This is a genomic window from Enterobacter sp. DTU_2021_1002640_1_SI_PRY_ASU_LCPMC_013, assembly GCF_032389435.1.
GTDB classification, from domain to species: Bacteria; Pseudomonadota; Gammaproteobacteria; order Enterobacterales; family Enterobacteriaceae; genus Enterobacter; species Enterobacter hormaechei_C.
In genome coordinates this window covers 4376569-4399693 of record NZ_CP135594.1, presented here as the reverse complement: position 1 = coordinate 4399693, position 23125 = coordinate 4376569, and the positions used below count along the sequence as shown (strand labels likewise).

General features: G+C 51.9%; 18 protein-coding genes, 2 tRNA genes and 4 rRNA genes. 13 read left to right on the top strand and 11 right to left on the bottom strand.

Annotated elements, in window-relative coordinates; genetic code table 11:
- Positions 1-13: 13 nt before the first annotated feature.
- Genes rsmB through def form a run of 3 tightly spaced genes read right to left on the bottom strand, consistent with a single transcriptional unit; the run spans position 14 to position 2834 of the window.
- On the bottom strand, positions 14-1300 hold the full coding sequence (rsmB, locus tag RS584_RS21020) for a 16S rRNA (cytosine(967)-C(5))-methyltransferase RsmB (RefSeq protein ID WP_315748585.1): 1287 nt from the start codon (positions 1298-1300) through the stop codon (positions 14-16).
- Positions 1301-1352: 52 nt separating this feature from the next.
- Positions 1353-2300, bottom strand: coding sequence for a methionyl-tRNA formyltransferase (gene fmt, locus RS584_RS21015; protein ID WP_315748584.1), 948 nt, complete (start codon positions 2298-2300; stop codon positions 1353-1355).
- Positions 2301-2324: 24 nt separating this feature from the next.
- The gene (def, locus tag RS584_RS21010; RefSeq protein WP_015571402.1) at positions 2325-2834 is read right to left on the bottom strand and encodes a peptide deformylase; all 510 of its coding nucleotides are present in this window, start codon (positions 2832-2834) and stop codon (positions 2325-2327) included.
- A 127-nt stretch (positions 2835-2961) separates the two neighbouring features.
- Between def and dprA the strand changes: the two genes are divergently transcribed.
- The 6 genes from dprA to RS584_RS20980 are packed head-to-tail and all read left to right on the top strand — an operon-like array spanning position 2962 to position 6745.
- Positions 2962-4086 (top strand): DNA-protecting protein DprA, encoded by a 1125-nt coding sequence (gene dprA / locus RS584_RS21005; RefSeq protein WP_032669060.1) that lies wholly within the window; start codon positions 2962-2964, stop codon positions 4084-4086.
- The gene (gene smg / locus RS584_RS21000) at positions 4058-4531 is read left to right on the top strand and encodes a DUF494 family protein Smg (RefSeq protein ID WP_000460665.1); all 474 of its coding nucleotides are present in this window, start codon (positions 4058-4060) and stop codon (positions 4529-4531) included. The genes dprA and smg overlap by 29 nt, the downstream gene beginning before the upstream one ends.
- A 26-nt stretch (positions 4532-4557) precedes the next feature.
- Positions 4558-5112 (top strand): type I DNA topoisomerase, encoded by a 555-nt coding sequence (locus RS584_RS20995; protein ID WP_017383725.1) that lies wholly within the window; start codon positions 4558-4560, stop codon positions 5110-5112.
- On the top strand, positions 5105-5677 hold the full coding sequence (gene tsaC / locus RS584_RS20990) for an L-threonylcarbamoyladenylate synthase type 1 TsaC (RefSeq protein WP_017383724.1): 573 nt from the start codon (positions 5105-5107) through the stop codon (positions 5675-5677). The genes RS584_RS20995 and tsaC overlap by 8 nt, the downstream gene beginning before the upstream one ends.
- Positions 5678-5681: 4 nt before the next feature.
- Positions 5682-6500: a shikimate dehydrogenase gene (gene aroE, locus RS584_RS20985; RefSeq protein ID WP_015571399.1), complete on the top strand. Its 819-nt coding sequence runs from the start codon at positions 5682-5684 to the stop codon at positions 6498-6500.
- The gene (locus RS584_RS20980) at positions 6497-6745 is read left to right on the top strand and encodes a DUF1488 domain-containing protein (RefSeq protein WP_315748583.1); all 249 of its coding nucleotides are present in this window, start codon (positions 6497-6499) and stop codon (positions 6743-6745) included. The genes aroE and RS584_RS20980 overlap by 4 nt, the downstream gene beginning before the upstream one ends.
- On the opposite strand, the gene RS584_RS20975 is transcribed toward RS584_RS20980, so the two are convergent.
- Positions 6721-7275: a gamma carbonic anhydrase family protein gene (locus tag RS584_RS20975; protein WP_003863357.1), complete on the bottom strand. Its 555-nt coding sequence runs from the start codon at positions 7273-7275 to the stop codon at positions 6721-6723. The two genes, RS584_RS20980 and RS584_RS20975, sit on opposite strands and share 25 nt — an antisense overlap.
- A gap of 474 nt (positions 7276-7749) precedes the next feature.
- On the opposite strand from RS584_RS20975, the gene RS584_RS20970 reads away from it, so the two are divergent.
- The 6 genes from RS584_RS20970 to rrf (RS584_RS20945) all read left to right on the top strand — a co-directional run bounded on the left by RS584_RS20970 (position 7750) and on the right by rrf (RS584_RS20945) (position 12971).
- A 16S ribosomal RNA gene (locus RS584_RS20970) occupies positions 7750-9291 on the top strand.
- 84 nt (positions 9292-9375) lie between these two features.
- Positions 9376-9451: transfer RNA gene (locus tag RS584_RS20965), tRNA-Glu, on the top strand.
- A 182-nt stretch (positions 9452-9633) separates the two neighbouring features.
- A 23S ribosomal RNA gene (locus RS584_RS20960) occupies positions 9634-12539 on the top strand.
- Between the two features lie 67 nt (positions 12540-12606).
- Positions 12607-12722 (top strand): 5S ribosomal RNA (gene rrf / locus RS584_RS20955).
- A gap of 14 nt (positions 12723-12736) precedes the next feature.
- A tRNA-Thr gene (locus RS584_RS20950) sits at positions 12737-12812 on the top strand.
- Positions 12813-12855: 43 nt separating this feature from the next.
- Positions 12856-12971 (top strand): 5S ribosomal RNA (gene rrf, locus RS584_RS20945).
- Together the 16S, 23S and 5S rRNA genes with 2 tRNA genes alongside form the textbook arrangement of a ribosomal RNA operon.
- Before the next feature lie 335 nt (positions 12972-13306).
- Here the strand turns inward: rrf (RS584_RS20945) and RS584_RS20940 are convergent.
- The 3 genes from RS584_RS20940 to RS584_RS20930 all read right to left on the bottom strand — a co-directional run bounded on the left by RS584_RS20940 (position 13307) and on the right by RS584_RS20930 (position 18041).
- Positions 13307-13528: a lipoprotein gene (locus tag RS584_RS20940; protein WP_003860364.1), complete on the bottom strand. Its 222-nt coding sequence runs from the start codon at positions 13526-13528 to the stop codon at positions 13307-13309.
- A 248-nt stretch (positions 13529-13776) separates the two neighbouring features.
- On the bottom strand, positions 13777-16890 hold the full coding sequence (locus RS584_RS20935) for an efflux RND transporter permease subunit (RefSeq protein ID WP_193042653.1): 3114 nt from the start codon (positions 16888-16890) through the stop codon (positions 13777-13779).
- 11 nt (positions 16891-16901) lie between these two features.
- Positions 16902-18041 carry an efflux RND transporter periplasmic adaptor subunit gene (locus RS584_RS20930; RefSeq protein WP_015572026.1) on the bottom strand — a complete coding sequence of 380 codons (1140 nt, stop codon included), beginning with the start codon at positions 18039-18041 and terminating at the stop codon, positions 16902-16904.
- 395 nt (positions 18042-18436) lie between these two features.
- On the opposite strand from RS584_RS20930, the gene envR reads away from it, so the two are divergent.
- Positions 18437-19084 carry an acrEF/envCD operon transcriptional regulator gene (envR, locus tag RS584_RS20925; RefSeq protein ID WP_023295515.1) on the top strand — a complete coding sequence of 216 codons (648 nt, stop codon included), beginning with the start codon at positions 18437-18439 and terminating at the stop codon, positions 19082-19084.
- Here the strand turns inward: envR and RS584_RS20920 are convergent.
- From RS584_RS20920 to dusB, 4 genes are all read right to left on the bottom strand, one after another.
- Positions 19079-21163 (bottom strand): putative bifunctional diguanylate cyclase/phosphodiesterase, encoded by a 2085-nt coding sequence (locus RS584_RS20920; protein ID WP_315748582.1) that lies wholly within the window; start codon positions 21161-21163, stop codon positions 19079-19081. The two genes, envR and RS584_RS20920, sit on opposite strands and share 6 nt — an antisense overlap.
- A 139-nt stretch (positions 21164-21302) precedes the next feature.
- Positions 21303-21467, bottom strand: a complete 165-nt coding sequence (locus tag RS584_RS20915; RefSeq protein ID WP_003860373.1) for a DUF2556 family protein — start codon at positions 21465-21467, stop codon at positions 21303-21305.
- A gap of 178 nt (positions 21468-21645) precedes the next feature.
- On the bottom strand, positions 21646-21942 hold the full coding sequence (gene fis / locus RS584_RS20910; protein WP_000462905.1) for a DNA-binding transcriptional regulator Fis: 297 nt from the start codon (positions 21940-21942) through the stop codon (positions 21646-21648).
- Positions 21943-21965: 23 nt separating this feature from the next.
- The gene (gene dusB, locus RS584_RS20905; RefSeq protein ID WP_015572023.1) at positions 21966-22931 is read right to left on the bottom strand and encodes a tRNA dihydrouridine synthase DusB; all 966 of its coding nucleotides are present in this window, start codon (positions 22929-22931) and stop codon (positions 21966-21968) included.
- Between the last annotated feature and the right edge of the window lie 194 nt (positions 22932-23125).

Here is a 23125-nt window from a genome sequence, read left to right as displayed (position 1 = left end):
CCTGTTCTCAACATCACTCTTTGATTAGCTTAGCGTAAAAGAAACCATCACCCTCTTCTGTGCCCGGCAGGTTTTGCAGACCCGGGTGCTCAGGTGTTCCCGTATCATGCAGCGTAGCGTCCGGGGTGCGTTTCAGGAAAGCCGCAATTTGCTGACTGTTCTCTTCCGGGAGAACAGAGCAGGTTGCATACACCAGGGTTCCGCCGGGTTTGAGATGCGGCCAGATGGCATCCAGAATTTCGGATTGCAACTGGGCAAGCTCCTTAATATCACGATCGCGACGCAGCCATTTGATATCGGGATGACGACGAATCACGCCGGTTGCTGAGCAGGGGGCGTCCAGCAAAATGCGATCGAACCGGGTATCACCACACCAGTCTGCGGGTTTACGTCCATCGCCTTGCTTAACCTGTGCTTTCATACCCAGACGCTTGAGGTTGTCATAGACGCGTGAAAGACGCTGCTCATCAACATCCACGGCCATCACGCTGGCCTGCGGCGCCACTTCCAGAATATGCGTTGTTTTCCCCCCTGGCGCGGCACAGAGATCAAGGATCTGCTCCCCGTCTTTCGGTTCAAGCCAGGTCATGCAGCCCTGAGCGGATGCGTCCTGTACCGTTACCCAGCCCTCTTCAAAACCGGGTAATGCATGTACCGGTGCAGGGGAGGCTAAACGAACCGCATCAGGATAAGCAGCGTGTGTGAAGCCGCTCATTCCGGCCTCTTCCAGCAGGGCCAGCCATGCGTCGCGGGTATGATGGTTACGATTGACGCGTAACCACATCGGCGGACGTTGGTTATTGGCATCAGCAATGTCTTGCCATTGCTGTGGATAGGCTTTTTTAAGGCGATTCAGCAGCCATTCAGGGTGCAGGAAGCGCGCTTCGCTTTGCGCAAATTCTGCCAGCAGTTCGTCCTGCTGACGCTGGAACTGACGCAGCACGCCGTTAATCAACCCTTTCAGTTGAGGACGTTTAATCGCAACGGCACCCTCCACTGTCTCAGCCAGCGCAGCATGAGGTGGAATGCGGGTATGAAGAAGCTGGTAGAAACCGACCATGATCAAATAATGCACGGTACGCTGCTTGCCGCTCATCGGGCGTGACATCAGCTTATTAATTAACCATTCAAGCTGAGAGAGGGTGCGCAGCACGCCAAAGCACAGCTCCTGAAGCAGTGCTTTGTCTTTATCGGAAACCTTTTGTTGCAGTGGAGGCAGGACATTACTCAGTGACTGGCTCTGCTCGATAACCTGCTCAACGGCCTGAGCCGCCATAGTGCGTAGATTTTGTCTTTTCATAACCGTAAAAATAAAAATGCCCGGAAACACCGGGCCTTAAGAGTAAATTTGTTCAGGCAAGGCGATTGCCAGGGATGAACCATTCACGACGGGAATTTAATAGATCCTGCGCGCTCATTGCCTTTTTACCGGCCGGTTGCAGCGATTCAAGATTCAGGATCCCTTCTCCGGTCGCAACCTGGATACCGTTTTTGCTGGCGTCGATAATCGTACCGGGCTCTGCCGAAGTATTGCCGTTAATAACTGAAGCTTTCCAGACTTTCACTGGCTGCTCATCAAGCATCAACCAGCTCATCGGCCATGGATTAAAGGCGCGGATACAGCGTTCGAGTTGAGCTGCTGACAGGGACCAGTCGATCCGGGCTTCTTCTTTACTCAGTTTTTCAGCATAGGTCACCTGTGCCTCATCCTGCACTTCAGGTATCGCTGTATTGTCAGCAAGCTGTTGCAACGTCTCAATCAGCCCCTGCGGACCGAGATCCGCCAGCTTGTCATACAGCGTGGCGCTGGTATCTTCTGCGGTAATGGGACACGCCAGTTTATACAGCATGTCGCCCGTGTCTAAACCTACGTCCATCTTCATGATTGTCACGCCAGTTTCAGCATCGCCTGCCCACAGAGCGCGCTGAATAGGGGCTGCACCACGCCAGCGTGGGAGCAAGGAACCATGAACGTTAACACAGCCCAGGCGGGGCATATCGAGTACCGCTTTCGGCAGAATGAGGCCGTAAGCCACAACTACCATCACGTCAGCGTTCAGGTCTGCCACTAACTGCTGGTTTTCCTGAGGTCGTAATGATGCAGGCTGGAAAACCGGCAAACCATGCGTTTCTGCCAGCACTTTAACCGGGCCAGGCATCAATTTTTTACCGCGGCCAGCCGGACGATCAGGCTGAGTAAATACGCCAACAATCTGATGACCAGACGATAGCAGCGCGTCGAGATGACGCGCCGCAAAATCAGGGGTACCCGCGAAGATTATACGTAGTGATGTAGACACGTTATTCCTTGTATCCGGGGGGCGTTAAGCGCGAGAACGTAAACGATCCAGTTTCTCAACTTTCTGACGAATACGCTGTTGCTTCAGCGGTGAGAGGTAATCGATAAACAGCTTACCGACCAGGTGATCCATCTCATGCTGAATGCAAATCGCCAGCAGATCGTCGGCTTCCAGCTCAAACGGATTGCCGTCACGATCCAGTGCGCGGATTTTAACTTTTTCGGCACGTGGCACCAAAGCGCGCTGTTCAGGGATAGACAGACAGCCTTCCTCAATACCTGTTTCGCCGCTTTTTTCCAGCATCTCAGGGTTGATCAGCACCAGGCGCTCATCACGATTTTCAGAAACGTCGATCACAATAATACGTTTGTGAATGTCTACCTGGGTCGCGGCAAGGCCAATGCCTTCTTCAGCGTACATGGTATCGAACATATCATCGACGATACGCTGAATTTCTGCATTCACTTCTTTAACCGGTTCCGCGACGATGCGAAGGCGCTCGTCAGGAATATGTAACACTTGCAAAACTGCCATAAATTTCCAGAGTCGTGTTCAGGAGTTGATAAGAATATTACTTCTATTCTAGACAAATCCCCGGTCGATTGACAGCATCAGTGACCAATCGCAAAGATTGCTGAGGCTGCTTATGGCAGGGAAAAGGATGACGTCCACAGAGATATGGTTACGGCTTATAAACATCGGGTCGTTATACGGTGACGCGATGCTGGAGATTGCGCAGAGGCTGCTTCGCCAGGCAACCGTCGATGCTGAAGCTGTCAACGCGTCAGGGCTTTCGCCCAAACATGCCGTAAAGTTTTTTTCGTTCAGTGAGAGTGAGCTTGAACGTAGTCTGGAATGGCTGGAACACACCGACAACCACCTTCTCACAGCGGATGATCCTCGCTTTCCGCCATTGTTACGTTCTATACCTGATTTTCCCGGGGCGCTATTTGTGCGAGGCCGCGTTGACGTGCTTAATAGCATGCAGCTTGCGGTTGTGGGCAGCCGTGCGCCCTCGTGGTATGGCGAGCGTTGGGGGAAAATGCTGAGTGAACAGCTGTCCCAGTGTGGCTTTACGATCACCAGTGGCCTGGCTTGCGGCATCGATGGTGTGGCACATCATGCGGCGTTGTCAGCAAAAGGGCGAAGTGTCGCCGTGCTTGGCAATGGTCTTTTTAGTTTCTATCCGCGTCGTCATCACATTCTGGCTGAGCAACTTATCGCTTCAGAGGGGGCGATAGTGTCTGAGTTTTCACTTTCGACATCGCCCAGACCGGGTAACTTTCCCCGGCGTAACCGGATCATCAGCGGGTTAAGCCAGGGCGTGCTGGTGGTCGAAGCTGCGATTCGGAGTGGATCGCTGGTTACCGCAAGGTGCGCACTGGAGCAGGGGCGTGAAGTTTTTGCGCTACCCGGCCCGTTGGGGAACCCTGGCTGCGAAGGCCCTCACTGGCTGATAAAACAGGGGGCGACGCTGGTGACCTGTAAAGAGGATATCCTGGAAAATTTGCAGTATGGATTGCATTGGTTGCAGGATGATCTCCAAAAGCGACATATTTCATCGGATCAGGAGGCAGTAGCATTGCCATTTCCCAAGCTCCTGGCTAACGTAGGAGATGAGGTAACACCTGTTGACGTTGTCGCTGAACGTGCCGGCCAACCTGTGCCAGTAACGGTAGCACAGCTACTCGAACTGGAGTTAGCAGGGTGGATCGCAGCTGTACCCGGCGGCTATGTCCGATTAAGGAGGGCATGCCATGTTCGACGTACTGATGTATTTGTTTGAGACTTACATCCACAACGAAGCAGAAATGCAGGTGGATCAGGACAAATTAACACGGGATCTGACCGACGCAGGTTTTGAGCGGGAAGATATTTATAATGCGTTGATGTGGCTGGATAAGTTGGCTGATTATCAGGACGGCCTCGCCGAACCGATGCAGCTTGCTTCTGACCCATTGTCTGTGCGCATCTATACAGCTGAAGAGTGTGAAAGGCTGGATGCCAGCTGCCGGGGATTCATTTTATTCCTCGAGCAGATTCAGGTGCTAAACCTCGAAACGAGAGAGATGGTGATAGAGCGCGTCATGGCGTTGGATACTGCTGAGTTTGAACTGGAAGATCTCAAATGGGTGATCCTGATGGTTCTGTTCAACATCCCAGGCTGTGAAAATGCCTATCAGCAAATGGAAGAATTACTCTTTGAAGTGAATGAAGGTATGCTGCATTAATTCTATGTGCAGCAACAAGAGTTGTTATGGCCAAATCAGCACTCTTCACGGTGCATAAAAACGAGCCCTGCCCACAGTGTGGGGCTGAACTTGTTATTCGGTCCGGGAAACACGGTCCGTTTCTCGGTTGTTCACACTATCCGGAATGTGATTATGTCCGTCCCCTGAAAAGCCAGGCGGACGGACATATCGTCAAAATTCTGGAGGGACAGCTTTGTCCACTCTGTGGCGGCGAACTGGCGCTGCGGCAGGGGCGGTTCGGGATGTTTATCGGATGCAGCCGCTATCCGGAATGTGAACATACGGAACAAATTGATAAACCAGATGAAACGGCAATTGCCTGCCCTCAGTGCCAGCGTGGTCAATTGGTGCAGCGCCGCTCTCGTTATGGCAAGACCTTCCATTCGTGCGATCGCTATCCTGAATGCCAGTTCGTTATCAATTTCAAACCAGTAGCGGGCGTCTGCCCTCATTGCGATTATCCGTTACTTATAGAAAAGAAAACCGCGCAAGGCTTGAAACGCTTTTGCGCCAGTAAACAATGTGGAAAGCCGGTTTCGGCGGATCAAATCAGTGAATAATAACCTGCCATCAGGCTCCATCGCGCAGGCGGTGGACATCCTGAAAAAAGAAGAAGTCATCGCCTATCCAACAGAAGCCGTTTTCGGGGTCGGGTGCGATCCTGACAGCGAAGTCGCCGTTAACCGTCTGCTGGCGCTAAAACAGCGGCCTGTCGAAAAAGGATTGATTTTGATCGCTGCGAACTATGAGCAGCTTAAGCCTTATATTGATGATTCCATGCTGACGCCTGCACAGCGGGAAACCATTTTCTCTGCGTGGCCTGGTCCCGTGACGTTTGTTTTCCCTGCACAACCGACAACGCCGCGCTGGTTAACCGGGCGTTTCGATTCACTCGCGGTACGCGTTACCGACCATCCCTTGGTGGTGGAGTTATGCCAGGCATTTGGTAAACCCCTGGTTTCAACCAGCGCCAACCTGACCGGGCTTCCCCCTTGTCGGACAACAGAAGAAGTTCTGGCGCAGTTCGGGAATGATTTCCCTGTAGCTGTGGGTGAAACCGGGGGTCGTCTTAACCCGTCAGAAATTCGCGATGCCTTGACCGGCGAACGTTTTCGCCAGGGATAATGTTATGGAAACCTATGCTGTTTTTGGTAACCCGATCGCGCACAGCAAGTCGCCTCTGATCCATCAGCTGTTTGCAGAGCAATTGCAGATAGATCACCCGTATGGTCGGGTTCTTGCGCCTGTTGATGCATTTATACCGACGCTGAATAGCTTTTTTGATGCGGGTGGTAAAGGTGCGAACGTCACGGTGCCTTTTAAAGAAGAGGCTTTCGGGCGCGCGGATGAGCTGACCGAGCGTGCCTCGCTCGCTGGCGCCGTCAATACCCTTAAGCGGCTTGAAGATGGTCGCCTTCTTGGCGATAACACCGATGGCATAGGTTTACTCAGCGATCTGGAGCGACTGTCGTTTATTAAACCAGGCTTTCGGATCCTGCTGATCGGCGCGGGTGGCGCGTCGCGCGGCGTATTGCTTCCTCTTCTTTCGCTGGATTGTGCGGTGACAATCACCAACCGTACTTTCTCCAGAGCAGAAGAGCTGGCGGCGTTGTTCGCACACACAGGCAGCGTGACTGCGGTAGCACTTGACGATCTCGCGGGTCACGAATTTGATCTTGTGATTAATGCCACCTCAAGCGGTATTAATGGAGAGATCCCGGCGATTCCTGCATCCCTGGTTCATTCCCACATCTACGCCTATGACATGTTTTATCAAAAAGGGAAAACACCATTTCTGACCTGGTGCGAACAACAGGGGGCAAAACACGTGGCTGATGGTCTGGGCATGCTGGTGGGGCAGGCGGCTCATGCGGTGCTACTCTGGCATGGCGTGTTACCTGCTGTAGAACCGGTGATCGAAAAGCTGAAACAGGAACTGATGGCATGAATCAGGCGATTCATTTTCCCGACAGAGAAATCTGGGATGAAAATAAGCAAGCGGTTTGTTCCCCGGTGTTGGTGCATGGAATGCAGCTCACCTGTGCGATTAAAGGGGAGACGTTGCTTCAACGCTTTGGTGGTTCAGATCCGTTAACGGTCTTTTGCGAAAATCGCTGGGATCTGGAAGAGGAAGCCAGCGATTTGATCCGCGATCAGCAGGAAGACGATCAGGGCTGGGTCTGGTTATCCTGATCCAGATAGTCATTCTTCCATTTAACGTAATTGTTCGCTGAGTATTTCAATCCTTCGATCTCCGCTTCTTTTAGGGGGCGGATCTGTTTAACCGGACTGCCTAGATAGAGATAGCCACTTTCCAGGCGTTTGTTTTGCGGAACAAGGCTTCCTGCGCCAATCATTACGTCATCTTCTACTATGACGCCATCCAGCAAGATCGATCCCATCCCAACGAGAACCCTGTTACCGATTGTGCAGCCGTGGAGCATCACTTTATGACCGACGGTAACATCTTCCCCAATGATGAGCGGATTGCCCTCAGGGTTATAAGATGACTTATGAGTCACATGCAGCACGCTGCCGTCCTGAATATTGGTGCGTGCACCGATTGCAACGTAGTTAACATCGCCCCGGATCGCGACGAGTGGCCAGATGCTGACATCATCGGCCATGCGAACATCACCAATGACCACGCTGCTGGCATCGATCATCACGCGATCGCCTTTTTGGGGGAACAGATCTTTATAAGGACGTAATACTGCAAACATATCTACCTCGATACAGATGAGCGCTATTAAAGAAGACTTTGATCGTATTCCTGGATCGAGGCAAGGCAAAATGCGTCAATTTTTAAGCGGATCGGCTGGGTTTTCAGCGAAAAGCACGGAAAATCATCAGTTGGAAAAAAAGATCTAAAAAATACTTGTGCTAAAAACTGGGATCCCTATAATGCGCCTCCATCGACACGGCAGATGTGAATCACTTCACAGATAACCCGGTCGGTTGAAGAGAAAAAATCCTGAAATAACGGGTTGACTCTGAAAGAGGAAAGCGTAATATACGCCACCTCGCAACGGTGAGCGAAAGCCGCGTTGCACTGCTCTTTAACAATTTATCAGACAATCTGTGTGGGCACTCAAAGTGACATGGATTCTTAATGTCTTCGGACACTAAATGAATACCAAGTCTCTGAGTGAACATACGTAATTCATTACGAAGTTTAATTCACGAGCATCAAACTTAAATTGAAGAGTTTGATCATGGCTCAGATTGAACGCTGGCGGCAGGCCTAACACATGCAAGTCGAACGGTAACAGGAAGCAGCTTGCTGCTTTGCTGACGAGTGGCGGACGGGTGAGTAATGTCTGGGAAACTGCCTGATGGAGGGGGATAACTACTGGAAACGGTAGCTAATACCGCATAACGTCGCAAGACCAAAGAGGGGGACCTTCGGGCCTCTTGCCATCGGATGTGCCCAGATGGGATTAGCTAGTAGGTGGGGTAACGGCTCACCTAGGCGACGATCCCTAGCTGGTCTGAGAGGATGACCAGCCACACTGGAACTGAGACACGGTCCAGACTCCTACGGGAGGCAGCAGTGGGGAATATTGCACAATGGGCGCAAGCCTGATGCAGCCATGCCGCGTGTATGAAGAAGGCCTTCGGGTTGTAAAGTACTTTCAGCGGGGAGGAAGGCGATAAGGTTAATAACCTTGTCGATTGACGTTACCCGCAGAAGAAGCACCGGCTAACTCCGTGCCAGCAGCCGCGGTAATACGGAGGGTGCAAGCGTTAATCGGAATTACTGGGCGTAAAGCGCACGCAGGCGGTCTGTCAAGTCGGATGTGAAATCCCCGGGCTCAACCTGGGAACTGCATTCGAAACTGGCAGGCTAGAGTCTTGTAGAGGGGGGTAGAATTCCAGGTGTAGCGGTGAAATGCGTAGAGATCTGGAGGAATACCGGTGGCGAAGGCGGCCCCCTGGACAAAGACTGACGCTCAGGTGCGAAAGCGTGGGGAGCAAACAGGATTAGATACCCTGGTAGTCCACGCCGTAAACGATGTCGACTTGGAGGTTGTGCCCTTGAGGCGTGGCTTCCGGAGCTAACGCGTTAAGTCGACCGCCTGGGGAGTACGGCCGCAAGGTTAAAACTCAAATGAATTGACGGGGGCCCGCACAAGCGGTGGAGCATGTGGTTTAATTCGATGCAACGCGAAGAACCTTACCTACTCTTGACATCCAGAGAACTTAGCAGAGATGCTTTGGTGCCTTCGGGAACTCTGAGACAGGTGCTGCATGGCTGTCGTCAGCTCGTGTTGTGAAATGTTGGGTTAAGTCCCGCAACGAGCGCAACCCTTATCCTTTGTTGCCAGCGGTCCGGCCGGGAACTCAAAGGAGACTGCCAGTGATAAACTGGAGGAAGGTGGGGATGACGTCAAGTCATCATGGCCCTTACGAGTAGGGCTACACACGTGCTACAATGGCGCATACAAAGAGAAGCGACCTCGCGAGAGCAAGCGGACCTCATAAAGTGCGTCGTAGTCCGGATTGGAGTCTGCAACTCGACTCCATGAAGTCGGAATCGCTAGTAATCGTGGATCAGAATGCCACGGTGAATACGTTCCCGGGCCTTGTACACACCGCCCGTCACACCATGGGAGTGGGTTGCAAAAGAAGTAGGTAGCTTAACCTTCGGGAGGGCGCTTACCACTTTGTGATTCATGACTGGGGTGAAGTCGTAACAAGGTAACCGTAGGGGAACCTGCGGTTGGATCACCTCCTTACCTTAAAGAACCTGCCTTTGTAGTGTCCACACAGATTGTCTGATGAAAAGTAAATAGCAAGGCGTCTTGCGATTGAGACTGTACGTCCCCTTCGTCTAGAGGCCCAGGACACCGCCCTTTCACGGCGGTAACAGGGGTTCGAATCCCCTAGGGGACGCCACTTGCTGGTTCGTGAGTGAAAGTCACCTGCCTTAATATCTCAAAACTGACTTGCGAGTCATGTTTGAGATATTTGCTCTTTAAAAATCTGGATCAAGCTGAAAATTGAAACGACACACAGCTCATGTGTGTTCGAGTCTCTCAAATTTTCGCAATCAGAAGTGAAACATCTTCGGGTTGTGAGGTTAAGCGACTAAGCGTACACGGTGGATGCCCTGGCAGTCAGAGGCGATGAAGGACGTGCTAATCTGCGAAAAGCGCCGGCGAGGTGATATGAACCCTTGACCCGGCGATGTCCGAATGGGGAAACCCAGTGCAATCCGTTGCACTATCGTTAACTGAATACATAGGTTAACGAGGCGAACCGGGGGAACTGAAACATCTAAGTACCCCGAGGAAAAGAAATCAACCGAGATTCCCCCAGTAGCGGCGAGCGAACGGGGAGCAGCCCGGAGTCTGAATCAGCTTGTGTGTTAGTGGAACGGTCTGGAAAGTCCGACGGTACAGGGTGATAGTCCCGTACACGAAAGCACACTTGCTGTGAACTCGAAGAGTAGGGCGGGACACGTGGTATCCTGTCTGAATATGGGGGGACCATCCTCCAAGGCTAAATACTCCTGACTGACCGATAGTGAACCAGTACCGTGAGGGAAAGGCGAAAAGAACCCCGGCGAGGGGAGTGAAAAAGAACCTGAAACCGTGTACGTACAAGCAGTGGGAGCCTCTTTATGGGGTGACTGCGTACCTTTTGTATAATGGGTCAGCGACTTATATTCTGTAGCAAGGTTAACCGTATAGGGGAGCCGAAGGGAAACCGAGTCTTAACTGGGCGTTAAGTTGCAGGGTATAGACCCGAAACCCGGTGATCTAGCCATGGGCAGGTTGAAGGTTGGGTAACACTAACTGGAGGACCGAACCGACTAATGTTGAAAAATTAGCGGATGACCTGTGGCTGGGGGTGAAAGGCCAATCAAACCGGGAGATAGCTGGTTCTCCCCGAAAGCTATTTAGGTAGCGCCTCGTGAACTCATCTTCGGGGGTAGAGCACTGTTTCGGCTAGGGGGCCATCCCGGCTTACCAACCCGATGCAAACTACGAATACCGAAGAATGTTATCACGGGAGACACACGGCGGGTGCTAACGTCCGTCGTGAAGAGGGAAACAACCCAGACCGCCAGCTAAGGTCCCAAAGTCATGGTTAAGTGGGAAACGATGTGGGAAGGCACAGACAGCCAGGATGTTGGCTTAGAAGCAGCCATCATTTAAAGAAAGCGTAATAGCTCACTGGTCGAGTCGGCCTGCGCGGAAGATGTAACGGGGCTAAACCATGCACCGAAGCTGCGGCAGCGACGCTTATGCGTTGTTGGGTAGGGGAGCGTTCTGTAAGCCGTTGAAGGTGTGCTGTGAGGCATGCTGGAGGTATCAGAAGTGCGAATGCTGACATAAGTAACGATAAAGCGGGTGAAAAGCCCGCTCGCCGGAAGACCAAGGGTTCCTGTCCAACGTTAATCGGGGCAGGGTGAGTCGACCCCTAAGGCGAGGCCGAAAGGCGTAGTCGATGGGAAACAGGTTAATATTCCTGTACTTGGTGTTACTGCGAAGGGGGGACGGAGAAGGCTATGTCAGCCGGGCGACGGTTGTCCCGGTTTAAGCATGTAGGCGGAGGTTCCAGGTAAATCCGGTTCCTTGTTAACGCTGAGGTGTGATGACGAGGCACTACGGTGCTGAAGTGATAAATGCCCTGCTTCCAGGAAAAGCCTCTAAGCATCAGGTAACACGAAATCGTACCCCAAACCGACACAGGTGGTCAGGTAGAGAATACCAAGGCGCTTGAGAGAACTCGGGTGAAGGAACTAGGCAAAATGGTGCCGTAACTTCGGGAGAAGGCACGCTGATATGTAGGTGAAGCCCCTGCGGGCGGAGCTGAAATCAGTCGAAGATACCAGCTGGCTGCAACTGTTTATTAAAAACACAGCACTGTGCAAACACGAAAGTGGACGTATACGGTGTGACGCCTGCCCGGTGCCGGAAGGTTAATTGATGGGGTTAGCGGCAACGCGAAGCTCTTGATCGAAGCCCCGGTAAACGGCGGCCGTAACTATAACGGTCCTAAGGTAGCGAAATTCCTTGTCGGGTAAGTTCCGACCTGCACGAATGGCGTAATGATGGCCAGGCTGTCTCCACCCGAGACTCAGTGAAATTGAACTCGCTGTGAAGATGCAGTGTACCCGCGGCAAGACGGAAAGACCCCGTGAACCTTTACTATAGCTTGACACTGAACACTGGTCCTTGATGTGTAGGATAGGTGGGAGGCTTTGAAGCGTGGACGCCAGTCTGCGTGGAGCCAACCTTGAAATACCACCCTTTAATGGCTGGTGTTCTAACGTGGACCCGTAATCCGGGTTGCGGACAGTGTCTGGTGGGTAGTTTGACTGGGGCGGTCTCCTCCCAAAGAGTAACGGAGGAGCACGAAGGTTGGCTAATCCTGGTCGGACATCAGGAGGTTAGTGCAATGGCATAAGCCAGCTTGACTGCGAGCGTGACGGCGCGAGCAGGTGCGAAAGCAGGTCATAGTGATCCGGTGGTTCTGAATGGAAGGGCCATCGCTCAACGGATAAAAGGTACTCCGGGGATAACAGGCTGATACCGCCCAAGAGTTCATATCGACGGCGGTGTTTGGCACCTCGATGTCGGCTCATCACATCCTGGGGCTGAAGTAGGTCCCAAGGGTATGGCTGTTCGCCATTTAAAGTGGTACGCGAGCTGGGTTTAGAACGTCGTGAGACAGTTCGGTCCCTATCTGCCGTGGGCGCTGGAGAATTGAGGGGGGCTGCTCCTAGTACGAGAGGACCGGAGTGGACGCATCACTGGTGTTCGGGTTGTCATGCCAATGGCACTGCCCGGTAGCTAAATGCGGAAGAGATAAGTGCTGAAAGCATCTAAGCACGAAACTTGCCCCGAGATGAGTTCTCCCTGAGACTTTAAGTCTCCTGAAGGAACGTTGAAGACGACGACGTTGATAGGTCGGGTGTGTAAGCGCAGCGATGCGTTGAGCTAACCGATACTAATGAACCGTGAGGCTTAACCTTACAACGCCGAAGGTGTTTTGGCGAAGAGACAGAAGATTTTCAGCCTGATACAGATTAACAGAATTTGCCTGGCGGCTGTAGCGCGGTGGTCCCACCTGACCCCATGCCGAACTCAGAAGTGAAACGCCGTAGCGCCGATGGTAGTGTGGGGTCTCCCCATGTGAGAGTAGGGAACTGCCAGGCATCAAATTTAGCGTGCTGATATGGCTCAGTTGGTAGAGCGCACCCTTGGTAAGGGTGAGGTCCCCAGTTCGACTCTGGGTATCAGCACCACTTTATACTTAGGTTAAAGTTCGGCAAGAAGTAAAAGAATTTGTCTGGCGGCTTTAGCGCGGTGGTCCCACCTGACCCCATGCCGAACTCAGAAGTGAAACGCCGTAGCGCCGATGGTAGTGTGGGGTCTCCCCATGTGAGAGTAGGGAACTGCCAGACATCAAACAAGTAGAAAGGCCATCCGAAAGGATGGCCTTTTTGCGTTATCGCTCCAGCCAAACCAATTCGCTCATTCGATATTCCTGCTGTCGCCATTAATACCTTACGGACGTATTAAAGCGTTTTACCCTACTGAAACTGAAGTTGTGGAATGCATTATGCTGGCTCGCAGCAGCGTTAAATCAATTAAATGTTATGTACAGGTATGGGGTATAGCGGGGAGTAAGGTAGCGTATTGAATTTAATTAATATCTGATGCTATTCGTGATGAGGAATATATGTTCCTTATATCAGGGAAAAATAAAAGCGCGGCGATGGCCGCGCTTTTAGAAGCCTTATTTAGTCAGGGCGACAATACCGAGTGTCAGGCCAGCGATTGCCGCGGCGCCACCAGCAATCGCACCTGCTGTTTCCCAGTTATCCTGGGTAGTGCCCTTCATACAGGTATTGGTGTGAACCAGTCGCCCCTGATCGTCGTATACCGGTACACATGGAGAGTCGTGCGCGCAACCAGCAAGCAGCGCAGCGAGAAGTGCAACGGAAAGGAATCTTTTCATGATGTTACCTCAATATGATCGCTTATTCGCTAAAGAGCCGATACAGCAATTAACGAACTGATGATTATTTTACCACCGCACTAATACCATGCAGCACGGGGAATAATCTCAATTTGTGTGGATTGTAAAAATTATGAAGAAAAAAGCGCGGGCACTGATTATTAATGGAGGAAATGTGAAGAGGGGATGTGTTTTTACATTGTTTTCAGGAAATAAAAAAGGCACCAGAGGTGCCTTTATGATTTTCATTAATCCTTGTGCTTTGTAAACCGTCTCCGGACAACCACAAAGAAAACAGGAACAAAGAAAATGGCCAACAGGGTGGCTGACAGCATCCCGCCCATCACGCCCGTCCCGACCGCATTTTGTGCCCCACTACCAGCACCGCTGCTGATGACCAGAGGCATAACACCAAGGATGAATGCCAGAGAAGTCATCAGGATAGGACGCAGACGCATACGCGAGGCTTCAAGCGTGGCTTCGATAATCCCTTTGCCTTCTTTATCCATGAGATCCTTGGCGAACTCAACGATCAGTATGGCGTTCTTGGCTGATAAACCAATTGTCGTAAGCAGACCAACCTGGAAGTAAACGTCATTGTTCAGCCCTCGCATTGATGCAGCCAGAAGCGCGCCGATCACCCCCAGCGGCACAACCAGCATGACCGAGAAGGGAATTGACCAACTTTCATAGAGGGCCGCCAGACACAGGAACACCACAATCAGTGAGATGGCGTACAGCGCCGGAGCCTGATTCCCGGAAAGTCGTTCCTGATAAGACATCCCCGTCCAGTCGTAGCCGATGCCGGAAGGCAGTTTTGACGCAAGGCTTTCCATCAACGCCATTGCCTCACCGGTACTTTTGCCAGGGGCAGACTCACCGAGGATCTCCATTGACGGCATCCCATTGTAACGTTCCAGACGCGGTGAACCGTACACCCAGTGAGAGCTGCTAAAGGCAGAGAAAGGCACCATTTCGCCGTTAGCGCTACGCACATACAGGCCGTTAATGTCTCCTGGTAGCATACGGAAGCGAGCATCAGCCTGGACATAAACTTTTTTCACCCGTCCGTGATCGATAAAGTCGTTCACATAGGTGCCACCCAGCGCTGTTGAAATCGTCTGATTGACGTCAGACACGCTCACACCCAGCGCCTGTGCCTTCTCCTGATCGACGTCCAGCTTGAACTGTGGCGTATCTTCCAGTCCATTAGGACGCACGCGAACCAGTAAGTCAGGATGTTCTCTCACCATGCCTAGCAGCTGGTTACGCGCCTGGGTTAACTGCGTATGCCCCAGGTTTGCCTGGTCAATCAATTCAAAGTCAAAGCCTGTTGCGGTACCCAGTTCAATAATGGCAGGCAGGTTAAACGGAAATACAAGACCGTCTTTGATCTGGCTGAACGCTTTCGTCGCGCGGCTGACAATCGCCTCAACGCCGTTTTCCTTGCCCGGACGTTCTTCCCATGGCTTCAGGCTGACGAAAGCGATACCGGAGTTCTGCCCCTGTCCGCTAAAGCTAAACCCGTTTACGGTAAAGACCGATTCAACGTTCGCTTTCTCTTTCGTCAGGTAATAATCCTGAACCTGATCGAGTACCTGCTGGGTACGCATCTGCGTCGCCCCTGCCGGCAACTGAACCATCGTCATAAATACCCCCTGATCCTCTTCCGGCAGGAAGGAGGAAGGCAGGCGCAGGAACAGAACTGCCATGCCGCCGACGATGATGACGTAAACCAGCAGATAGCGGCCGGTCTTACGTAAAATGCCGCTCACGCTGTTGCTGTAATGCTCCACACTTTTATCAAAGAGCGCGTTAAACCAGCCGAAGAAACCACCTTTCTTTTCATGATGTTCGCTGGAAACCGGTTTGAGCAGCGTTGCACAAAGAGCAGGCGTTAATATCAACGCCACCAGTACCGACAAGGCCATCGCGGAGACAATGGTCAGCGAGAACTGGCGATAGATAGCCCCGGTTGAACCACCAAAGAATGCCATCGGGATAAATACCGCCGAAAGCACCATGGCAATGCCCACCAGGGCGCCCTGGATTTGCTCCATCGACTTCTGCGTTGCCTCTTTTGGCGGCAGCTTGTCCTCAACCATGACGCGTTCTACGTTCTCGACCACAACGATGGCGTCATCGACGAGCAGACCTATCGCCAATACCATCCCGAACATCGTCAGGGTGTTAATGGAGAACCCGAACGCAGCCAGTACCGCAAAGGTGCCCAGTAATACCACTGGCACGGCGATAGTGGGAATAAGCGTTGCCCGCAGGTTTTGCAGGAACAGGTACATCACCAGGAACACGAGGACAATCGCTTCAAACAGCGTCTTCACCACTTCATGGATTGAGATCTTCACGAAAGGTGTGGTGTCGTACGGATACACGACTTTCAGGCCCTGAGGGAAGAAGGGCTGCAACTGCGCCAGTTTACTCTTGATGGCGGCAGCGGTATCCAGCGCGTTTGCGCCAGTCGCCAGCTTGATCCCCAGCCCCGTTGCTGCCTGGCCATTGATTTTGGTGACCATATTGTAGTTTTCGCCACCCAGCTCAATGCGGGCCACATCTTTCAGCTGGACCATCGAACCGTCCTGGTTCACCTTCAGCGTCACACGACCAAACTCCTCCGGCGATTTCAGACGCGTTTGAGCAATAATTGAGGCGTTCAGTTGCTGCCCAGGTACGGACGGTGTACCGCCCAACTGGCCCGCAGCAATCTGGTCGTTCTGCGTTTTTAGCTGGTTAATGATATCCAGCGGCGTGAGCTGATATTTGTTCATCGCGTTGCTGTCCAGCCAGATGCGCATTGCATACTGGGCACCGAACAGCTGCACGTCACCGACGCCGGAAGTACGGCTGATCGCATCTTTTACGTTAGAAGCGACATAGTCGGAGATATCATCCTGCGTGAGGTTTTTATTGTCCGACACAAAGCCTGCAACCAGCAGGAAGCTGCTGCTGGATTTCTCCACGCCGATCCCCTGCTGCTGCACTTCTTGTGGCAGCAGCGGCATGGCGAGCTGGAGTTTGTTCTGAACCTGCACCTGCGCAATATCAGGATCTGTACCCGACTCGAACGTCAGCGTAATGGTGACGTTACCAGCGGAATCACTGGTGGACGACATGTACATCAAATTATCGATACCGTTCATGTTCTGTTCGATAACCTGAGTGACGGTGTCCTGTACCGTCTGGGCATCAGCGCCCGGGTAGGTTGCTGTCACCGCAACCGCCGGCGGCGCAATGGTCGGATATTGCGCGACCGGTAGTTTTAAAATGGCCAGCCCGCCCGCAATCATCAGAATGATGGCGAGTACCCAGGCGAAAACAGGCCGTTGAATAAAGAAATTAGCCATGTCGTTATTCCTTAACTGGCTGGAGTCGCTGCGGTATCAGGAATAGCCACGACGGTGACGCCAGGGCGAACTTTTTGCAGGCCGCTGATAATGACGCGGTCGCCGTTTTTGAGGCCTTCCGTGATCAGCCAGCGATCGCCAATCGCCTGCGGTGCAACGACAGTGCGTGATTCCACCTGGTTTTTCTCATTTACCACAAGCACGGTGGCATCTCCGCGTGGTGTACGGGTTACCCCCTGCTGGGGAACCAGTATGGCATCAGGTTGCGTACCTTCATCGATGCGCGCACGGACAAACATACCCGGTAACAGCATATGCTGTGGGTTAGGGAAGAGGGCGCGAAGGGTGATTGAGCCGGTACTTTCATCTACCGTGACATCAGAGAACTGGAGCGTTCCTTTCAGCGGATAAGGCTGGCCATTTTCCATCAGCAACTCGACGCTGCTGGTGTCTCCCTTTTGCAGGCTCGTCTGCTGCTTCAGGCGCATAAAATCGCTGCTGGATTGCGTCACATCGACATAAATGGGATCGAGTTGCTGAACCGTCGCCAGTGCAGTTGCCTGGCCATTAGTGACTAACGCCCCTTCGGTGACGCTGGATTTACCTATACGCCCGTTGATTGGGGATGTGACTTTCGTATAGGCCAGGTTGATCCGCGCGCTTTCAACGCCAGCCTTCGCGGCAACCACGCTCGCATCCGCCTGCTGGGCAGTTGCCACCGCCTGATCGTACTCCTGCTTGCTCACATATTGCGTACCAACCAGCGGAACGTAACGTTTCACCGTCAGATGGGCGATATTCGCCGCCGCCTGTGCTTTTACCAGTTCACCTTTCGCATTGTCGTAGGCTGCCTGATAGGTGGCCGGATCGATTTGATAAAGGGATTCACCCGCTTTAACGTCGCTGCCTTCGGTAAAATTACGGTGCAGAATGATACCACTTACCTGAGGACGAACCTCCGCAACACGATACGCGTCAGTTCTGCCGGGCAATTCTGTCGTTACGGCCAGTGGCGCGCTTTTAACAATATGAACACTGACCTGAGGAGCTTGCGCATGCTGCTGTGGGTTTTCTTGCCCATCGCACCCGGTGAGCAGCGCGGCACAGACAATGAAACCGGATAAGGGTAAGCATCTGAAGTGATTCGTCATTACTGTTCCTTAAACTACCCTTGAGCCGATATTTGCCATGAATCGGTGAAAGGGTGTGAGGCAAAAATAGAAATGTAGCCGCGTATAATAATGAGGGTGTTTAATGTTTTTTAATTTATAAGTGCTGATGGAGCTTTTAAAAGTAAAAATCGGAATCTGACACAGTGCATTCGGTATTCTTTTTCTGTCAGGATAATCAACGAAATGTTTTCGGTGAATGCTATTCATATATTTTATGAATTTTATGTATTCGATTTATTCACGTGAATTATAAATTAAATGAATTGACTTTTTTTGTGCAAAATTAACACGGGTTTTGGTTAATACTTTGACTACACGACCACGGCAATATCCTTTGATAACGTATCAATTTTATGAGTAATGAGTAGCAGGTTATGGTGCGCAAAAAAAAAGAAGAGGCTCAAAAGACCCGCCAGCAGCTGATTGAAGCCGCTATCGGGCTATTCGCGACGCGTGGCGTGTCCAGCACCACGCTTACCGACATCGCCGATGCTGCTCAACTCACTCGCGGGGCGGTTTACTGGCATTTCTCGAGTAAAGCGGAAATATTTAATGCAATATGGGATCAGCAATTGCCGATGCGTGAGATGATTCGTGACAGGTTAATACTTTCCGAAAATGACGACCCTTTGTTAATGCTTCGTGAACAATTTATTGTCGCACTACAATATATTGCGAGCGAGCCGCGGCAATATGCGCTTTTACAAATTTTGTATCATAAGTGTGAATTTCATGACGATGTGATTTCAGAATGTGAAATACGCAAGCGGATCGGTTTAAACGATGATTATCTTCGCAAGACGCTAAAGCGATGCATTGCTCGTAACGTTATCTCTTCGCAAACCAATATTGAACTGGCGCTGATTGTTTTCCACGCCTTTTTTAGCGGTGTCATTAAAAACTGGTTAATGGATAGCAACAATTTTAATCTGTACAAACAAGCACCGGCGCTGGTGGATAATATTCTGGCGACACTAAATATCACCCGAGTGGCACCAGTGGTTTACGATACAGCCTCATGACCGCGTCCGGGGTGGCGACATCTCCCCGTGCTGGCACTGTTCCATAATAGCTTGCGCGGTAATCGGTTTGCCCAGCAGGTAACCCTGTAGCGTATTGCATCCCAGTTCTGTCAGAAAGGTTTGCTGCGCTGCGGTTTCGACCCCTTCCGCCACGACCTTCAGATTCAGCGTTTTTGCCAGGGCGACAATCGCCGAGACAATCGTCGCATCTTCGCTCTCACCACTTAACTCTTTCACAAAAGCACGATCGATTTTCAACTCGCAGGCGGGGAGTCGCTTAAGATACAGAAGGCTTGAGTAACCGGTGCCAAAATCGTCTATCGAGGCTTTTACTCCCGCATCCGTCAGCGCTGTCAGGACACGAACGCTTTCGTCCGGATTGTTCATTGCCGTGGTTTCGGTCACCTCCAGGATCAACATGCCGGGCGGTACGCTATGGCGCGTCAGACAATCGAGAACTGTTTTAACCACCGACGGCTGTTCGAACTGCAATGTAGAAAGATTCACCGCCATTGACCAGTCCGTGTGGCCCTGAAGATGCCATTCATGCAGCTGGCGGCAGGCCTCGTCGATTACCCAGTTTCCAATCGGAATAATCAGCCCCGTTTTCTCTGCCAGCGGTAGAAACAGGTCAGGGGAGAGTAACCCCTGTTTGGGATGCTGCCAGCGTAACAGCGCTTCGAACCCGAGGACTGGCCCGGCAGGAGCGTGGAATTTAGGTTGATAAAGCAGGCGTAACTCATTACGGTCGATGGCTTGCCACAGATCATTCATCAGATGAAGATGCGTCTGCGCCAGCGTATTCATTGACGGCTGGAAGAAGTGATAGCCGTTACGACCCATATGTTTCGTGTGGTACATCGCAGCATCAGCGTTAAACATCAGTTCACGATCGGTTTTGCCATCGTGTGGATAGAGCGCAATGCCAATGCTCAGGGTGACCATCAGTTCATAAGGATCGAGATGGAACGGGCTATCAATGACGCGCACCAGTGAATTTGCCAGTGAGGCAGCATCATCCGGAGTGGCGGTTTCGGCCAGCAGGACGAATTCATCCCCACCGATACGCGCCAGCGTATACTGACCTTTCAACTGCAACAGCAAACGCTGAGTCACCGCAACCAGAAGCTTGTCACCGACATCATGACCATAGGCATCGTTGACGGTTTTAAAGCCATCAAGATCCATAAACATCAGCGCGAAAGGGCTTCCTTCGCGATCGGCCTTGCTGATGGCCTGATCGAGGCGATCCTCAAGCAGAATACGATTGGGTAATCGCGTCAGCGTATCATGTAACGCCAGCTGTGCGAGTTCACGATTAGCTTCTGCCAGTGATGAGGCCAGCAGCGAGGTACGAGCCTGAAGGCGGGCATCGAACATCGACACCAGCAGCGTAATCCCCAGAATAGCGAGCGCGACCACGCTAACCAGTATCGCCAGCCAGCTCCCGTTAATGCCATGATGGTGGACCATCGTCGACATTGGAAATTGTGCTGCTTCCATGCCGGCGTAATGCATGCCAGCGATAGCGATGCCCATGGTGATCGCCGCCCCCAGCCGCATCAACGCCATTCGTGCGGCTTCCTGACGTAAACGGAACGTCAGCCAAAGGGCGGCCAGTGAAGCGGCAAGGGCTATGACCACAGAGATAGCCACCCACGTTTTATCCCAGACAATACCCGGTGTGACCTCCAGGGCAGCCATACCGGTGTAGTGCATGGCAACAATGCCCGTTCCCATCACGACGGCGCCAGGCAGCAGCCGGCGCAAACGTAGCTGCTCGCCGCTAACGAGCCACAGGGCAAACATTGACGAGCTAATGGCGATAACCATCGAAAGCACGGTCAGGGCCGCGTTGTAACTCATGCTCATGGAAAGATCCATCGCCAGCATACCGATGAAATGCATCGCCCACACGCCAATCCTTATCGAAACACCGCCACCTGTCAGCCAGACGCGTGCAGCGACGCCCTGGCTTCCGGCAACGCGCGCAGCCATATTCAGCGCGGTATAGGCGGCAAGAATGGCAACAACAAAGGAGATGACTACGAGGATTTGGTTGTATTGGCTAACCAGCATGGTCTGTTCACTCGTTGTGAGACGTTAAGCAAGAGCGGTTGGAAAGGGCACAGACATTATCATCGTCAGGAAATGACGAAAAGTGATTTAAATCCCTGTTTTTATTGAGTGATAACAGGGGGGGACAGGATGGAAGCGGTTAGTCCAGCTCTGAGCAGTTGACCAGTTTAAGCGGGTTCACGGAATTCATATTGCGACATTTATCGGTTTCGGTGCTCATCAGTTCAATCCACTGCATCAGCAGCGCATCAAAAATGAAAACAGAGACAGCAAAAACGACCAGCCACCAGTATTTACGAATCATGTGTCATTCCGTGAAAAGAGAGCCTGTAAGTTGCTGGAAATATACACGAAAAGCGGGCGTTGAAAAGTGGGGAAAGAGAAGGTTTACAAAGCATTGACGGTTGCCCGTCCGGACGATAAAAAAGGCGCTTCCCCATGCCGAAGAGCGCCTTTTTAAACAAGCAGTTAGCTAATCGAAATTAGTTCATGCCGTATTTTTTCAGTTTCTTACGCAGGGTACCACGGTTGATGCCCATCATCAGGGCAGCGCGGGTTTGATTACCACGGGTGTATTGCATCACCATGTCCAACAGTGGCTGTTCAACTTCAGCCAGTACCAGCTCATACAGGTCATTAACATCCTGACCGTTCAGTTGAGCAAAATAGTTCTTCAGTGCCTGTTTAACCGAGTCACGCAGGGGCTTTTGAGTCACCTGATCCTGAGAGTTAACGGTAGAAACGGTCAGTACGTCAGAATTTACGCGTTGTTCGAACATAGTTCTGTCAGCTCTTTATTTCATTACGCAAGATTTTCGAAGTATGCCTCCAACGCCTCCAGCTGTTCGCTGGCATCCTCAATGGCGTTGAATGTGCGCCGAAACTGGTCATTTGGAGCGTGCTCCTGGAGATACCAGGAGACGTGTTTACGCGCAATTCGGTACCCTTTTGCCTGGCCGTAGTGGTCATGCAGTTCCCGAACATGCGAACAAAGCAAGCGCTTGACCTCTGCCAGAGGCAGTGGGGCAAGCAGCTCCCCAGTGTCCAGATAATGCTGGATTTCCCGAAAGATCCAGGGTCTTCCCTGAGCGGCACGTCCTATCATCAGAGCATCAGCTCCCGTATAGTCGAGCACAGCTCTGGCTTTAAGCGGGTCAGTAATGTCGCCATTCGCGATAACCGGAATGGAAACTTTCTGCTTAACTGCCCGAATGCTGTCGTATTCAGCTTCACCGTTGAACAAACAGGCGCGAGTGCGTCCATGAATGGTCAGGGCCTGAATGCCACAGTCTTCGGCCAGTTGGGCAATCTCTACGCAGTTACGGTGTTCCGGCGACCAACCCGTGCGAATCTTCAACGTAACAGGAACGTCCACTGCGCTGACAACCGCCGTCAGGATTGACTTCACCTGGTCGGGGTATTGCAGAAGGGCTGAACCTGCAAGCTTGCGATTCACCTTTTTGGCCGGGCAACCCATATTGATATCAATAATCTGGGCGCCACTTTCCACGTTAATACGCGCGGCATCTGCCATCTCTTCAGGCACGCTTCCGGCAATTTGCACGGTGCGGATACCTGGTTCATCAATGTGCACCATCCGTAGGCGGGACTTATCGCTTTCCCAAACCTGCGGGTTAGACGACATCATCTCGGAAACGGTCAGGCCTGCTCCCATCTCATAACACAGCGTCCTGAACGGCCGGTCGGTAATACCTGCCATTGGGGCTGCGATCAGGCGATTTCTGAGCTGGTGGTGTCCGATGCGCATGAGTTAAGAAATGACCATACTGTGACTGCAAGGCGGCGTATATTACGCATTTTTTGCACGAGATGAAAGGCCAAACTTTGAACAATCCTCTGTTGTAGATCAAGGAATCGCCAGTCATTCTTTTTGGATAAGATTATTCGCTATTTAAATCATTGTGTTATGAATAAATGAACATTTTGTGGGCGCTTACAATT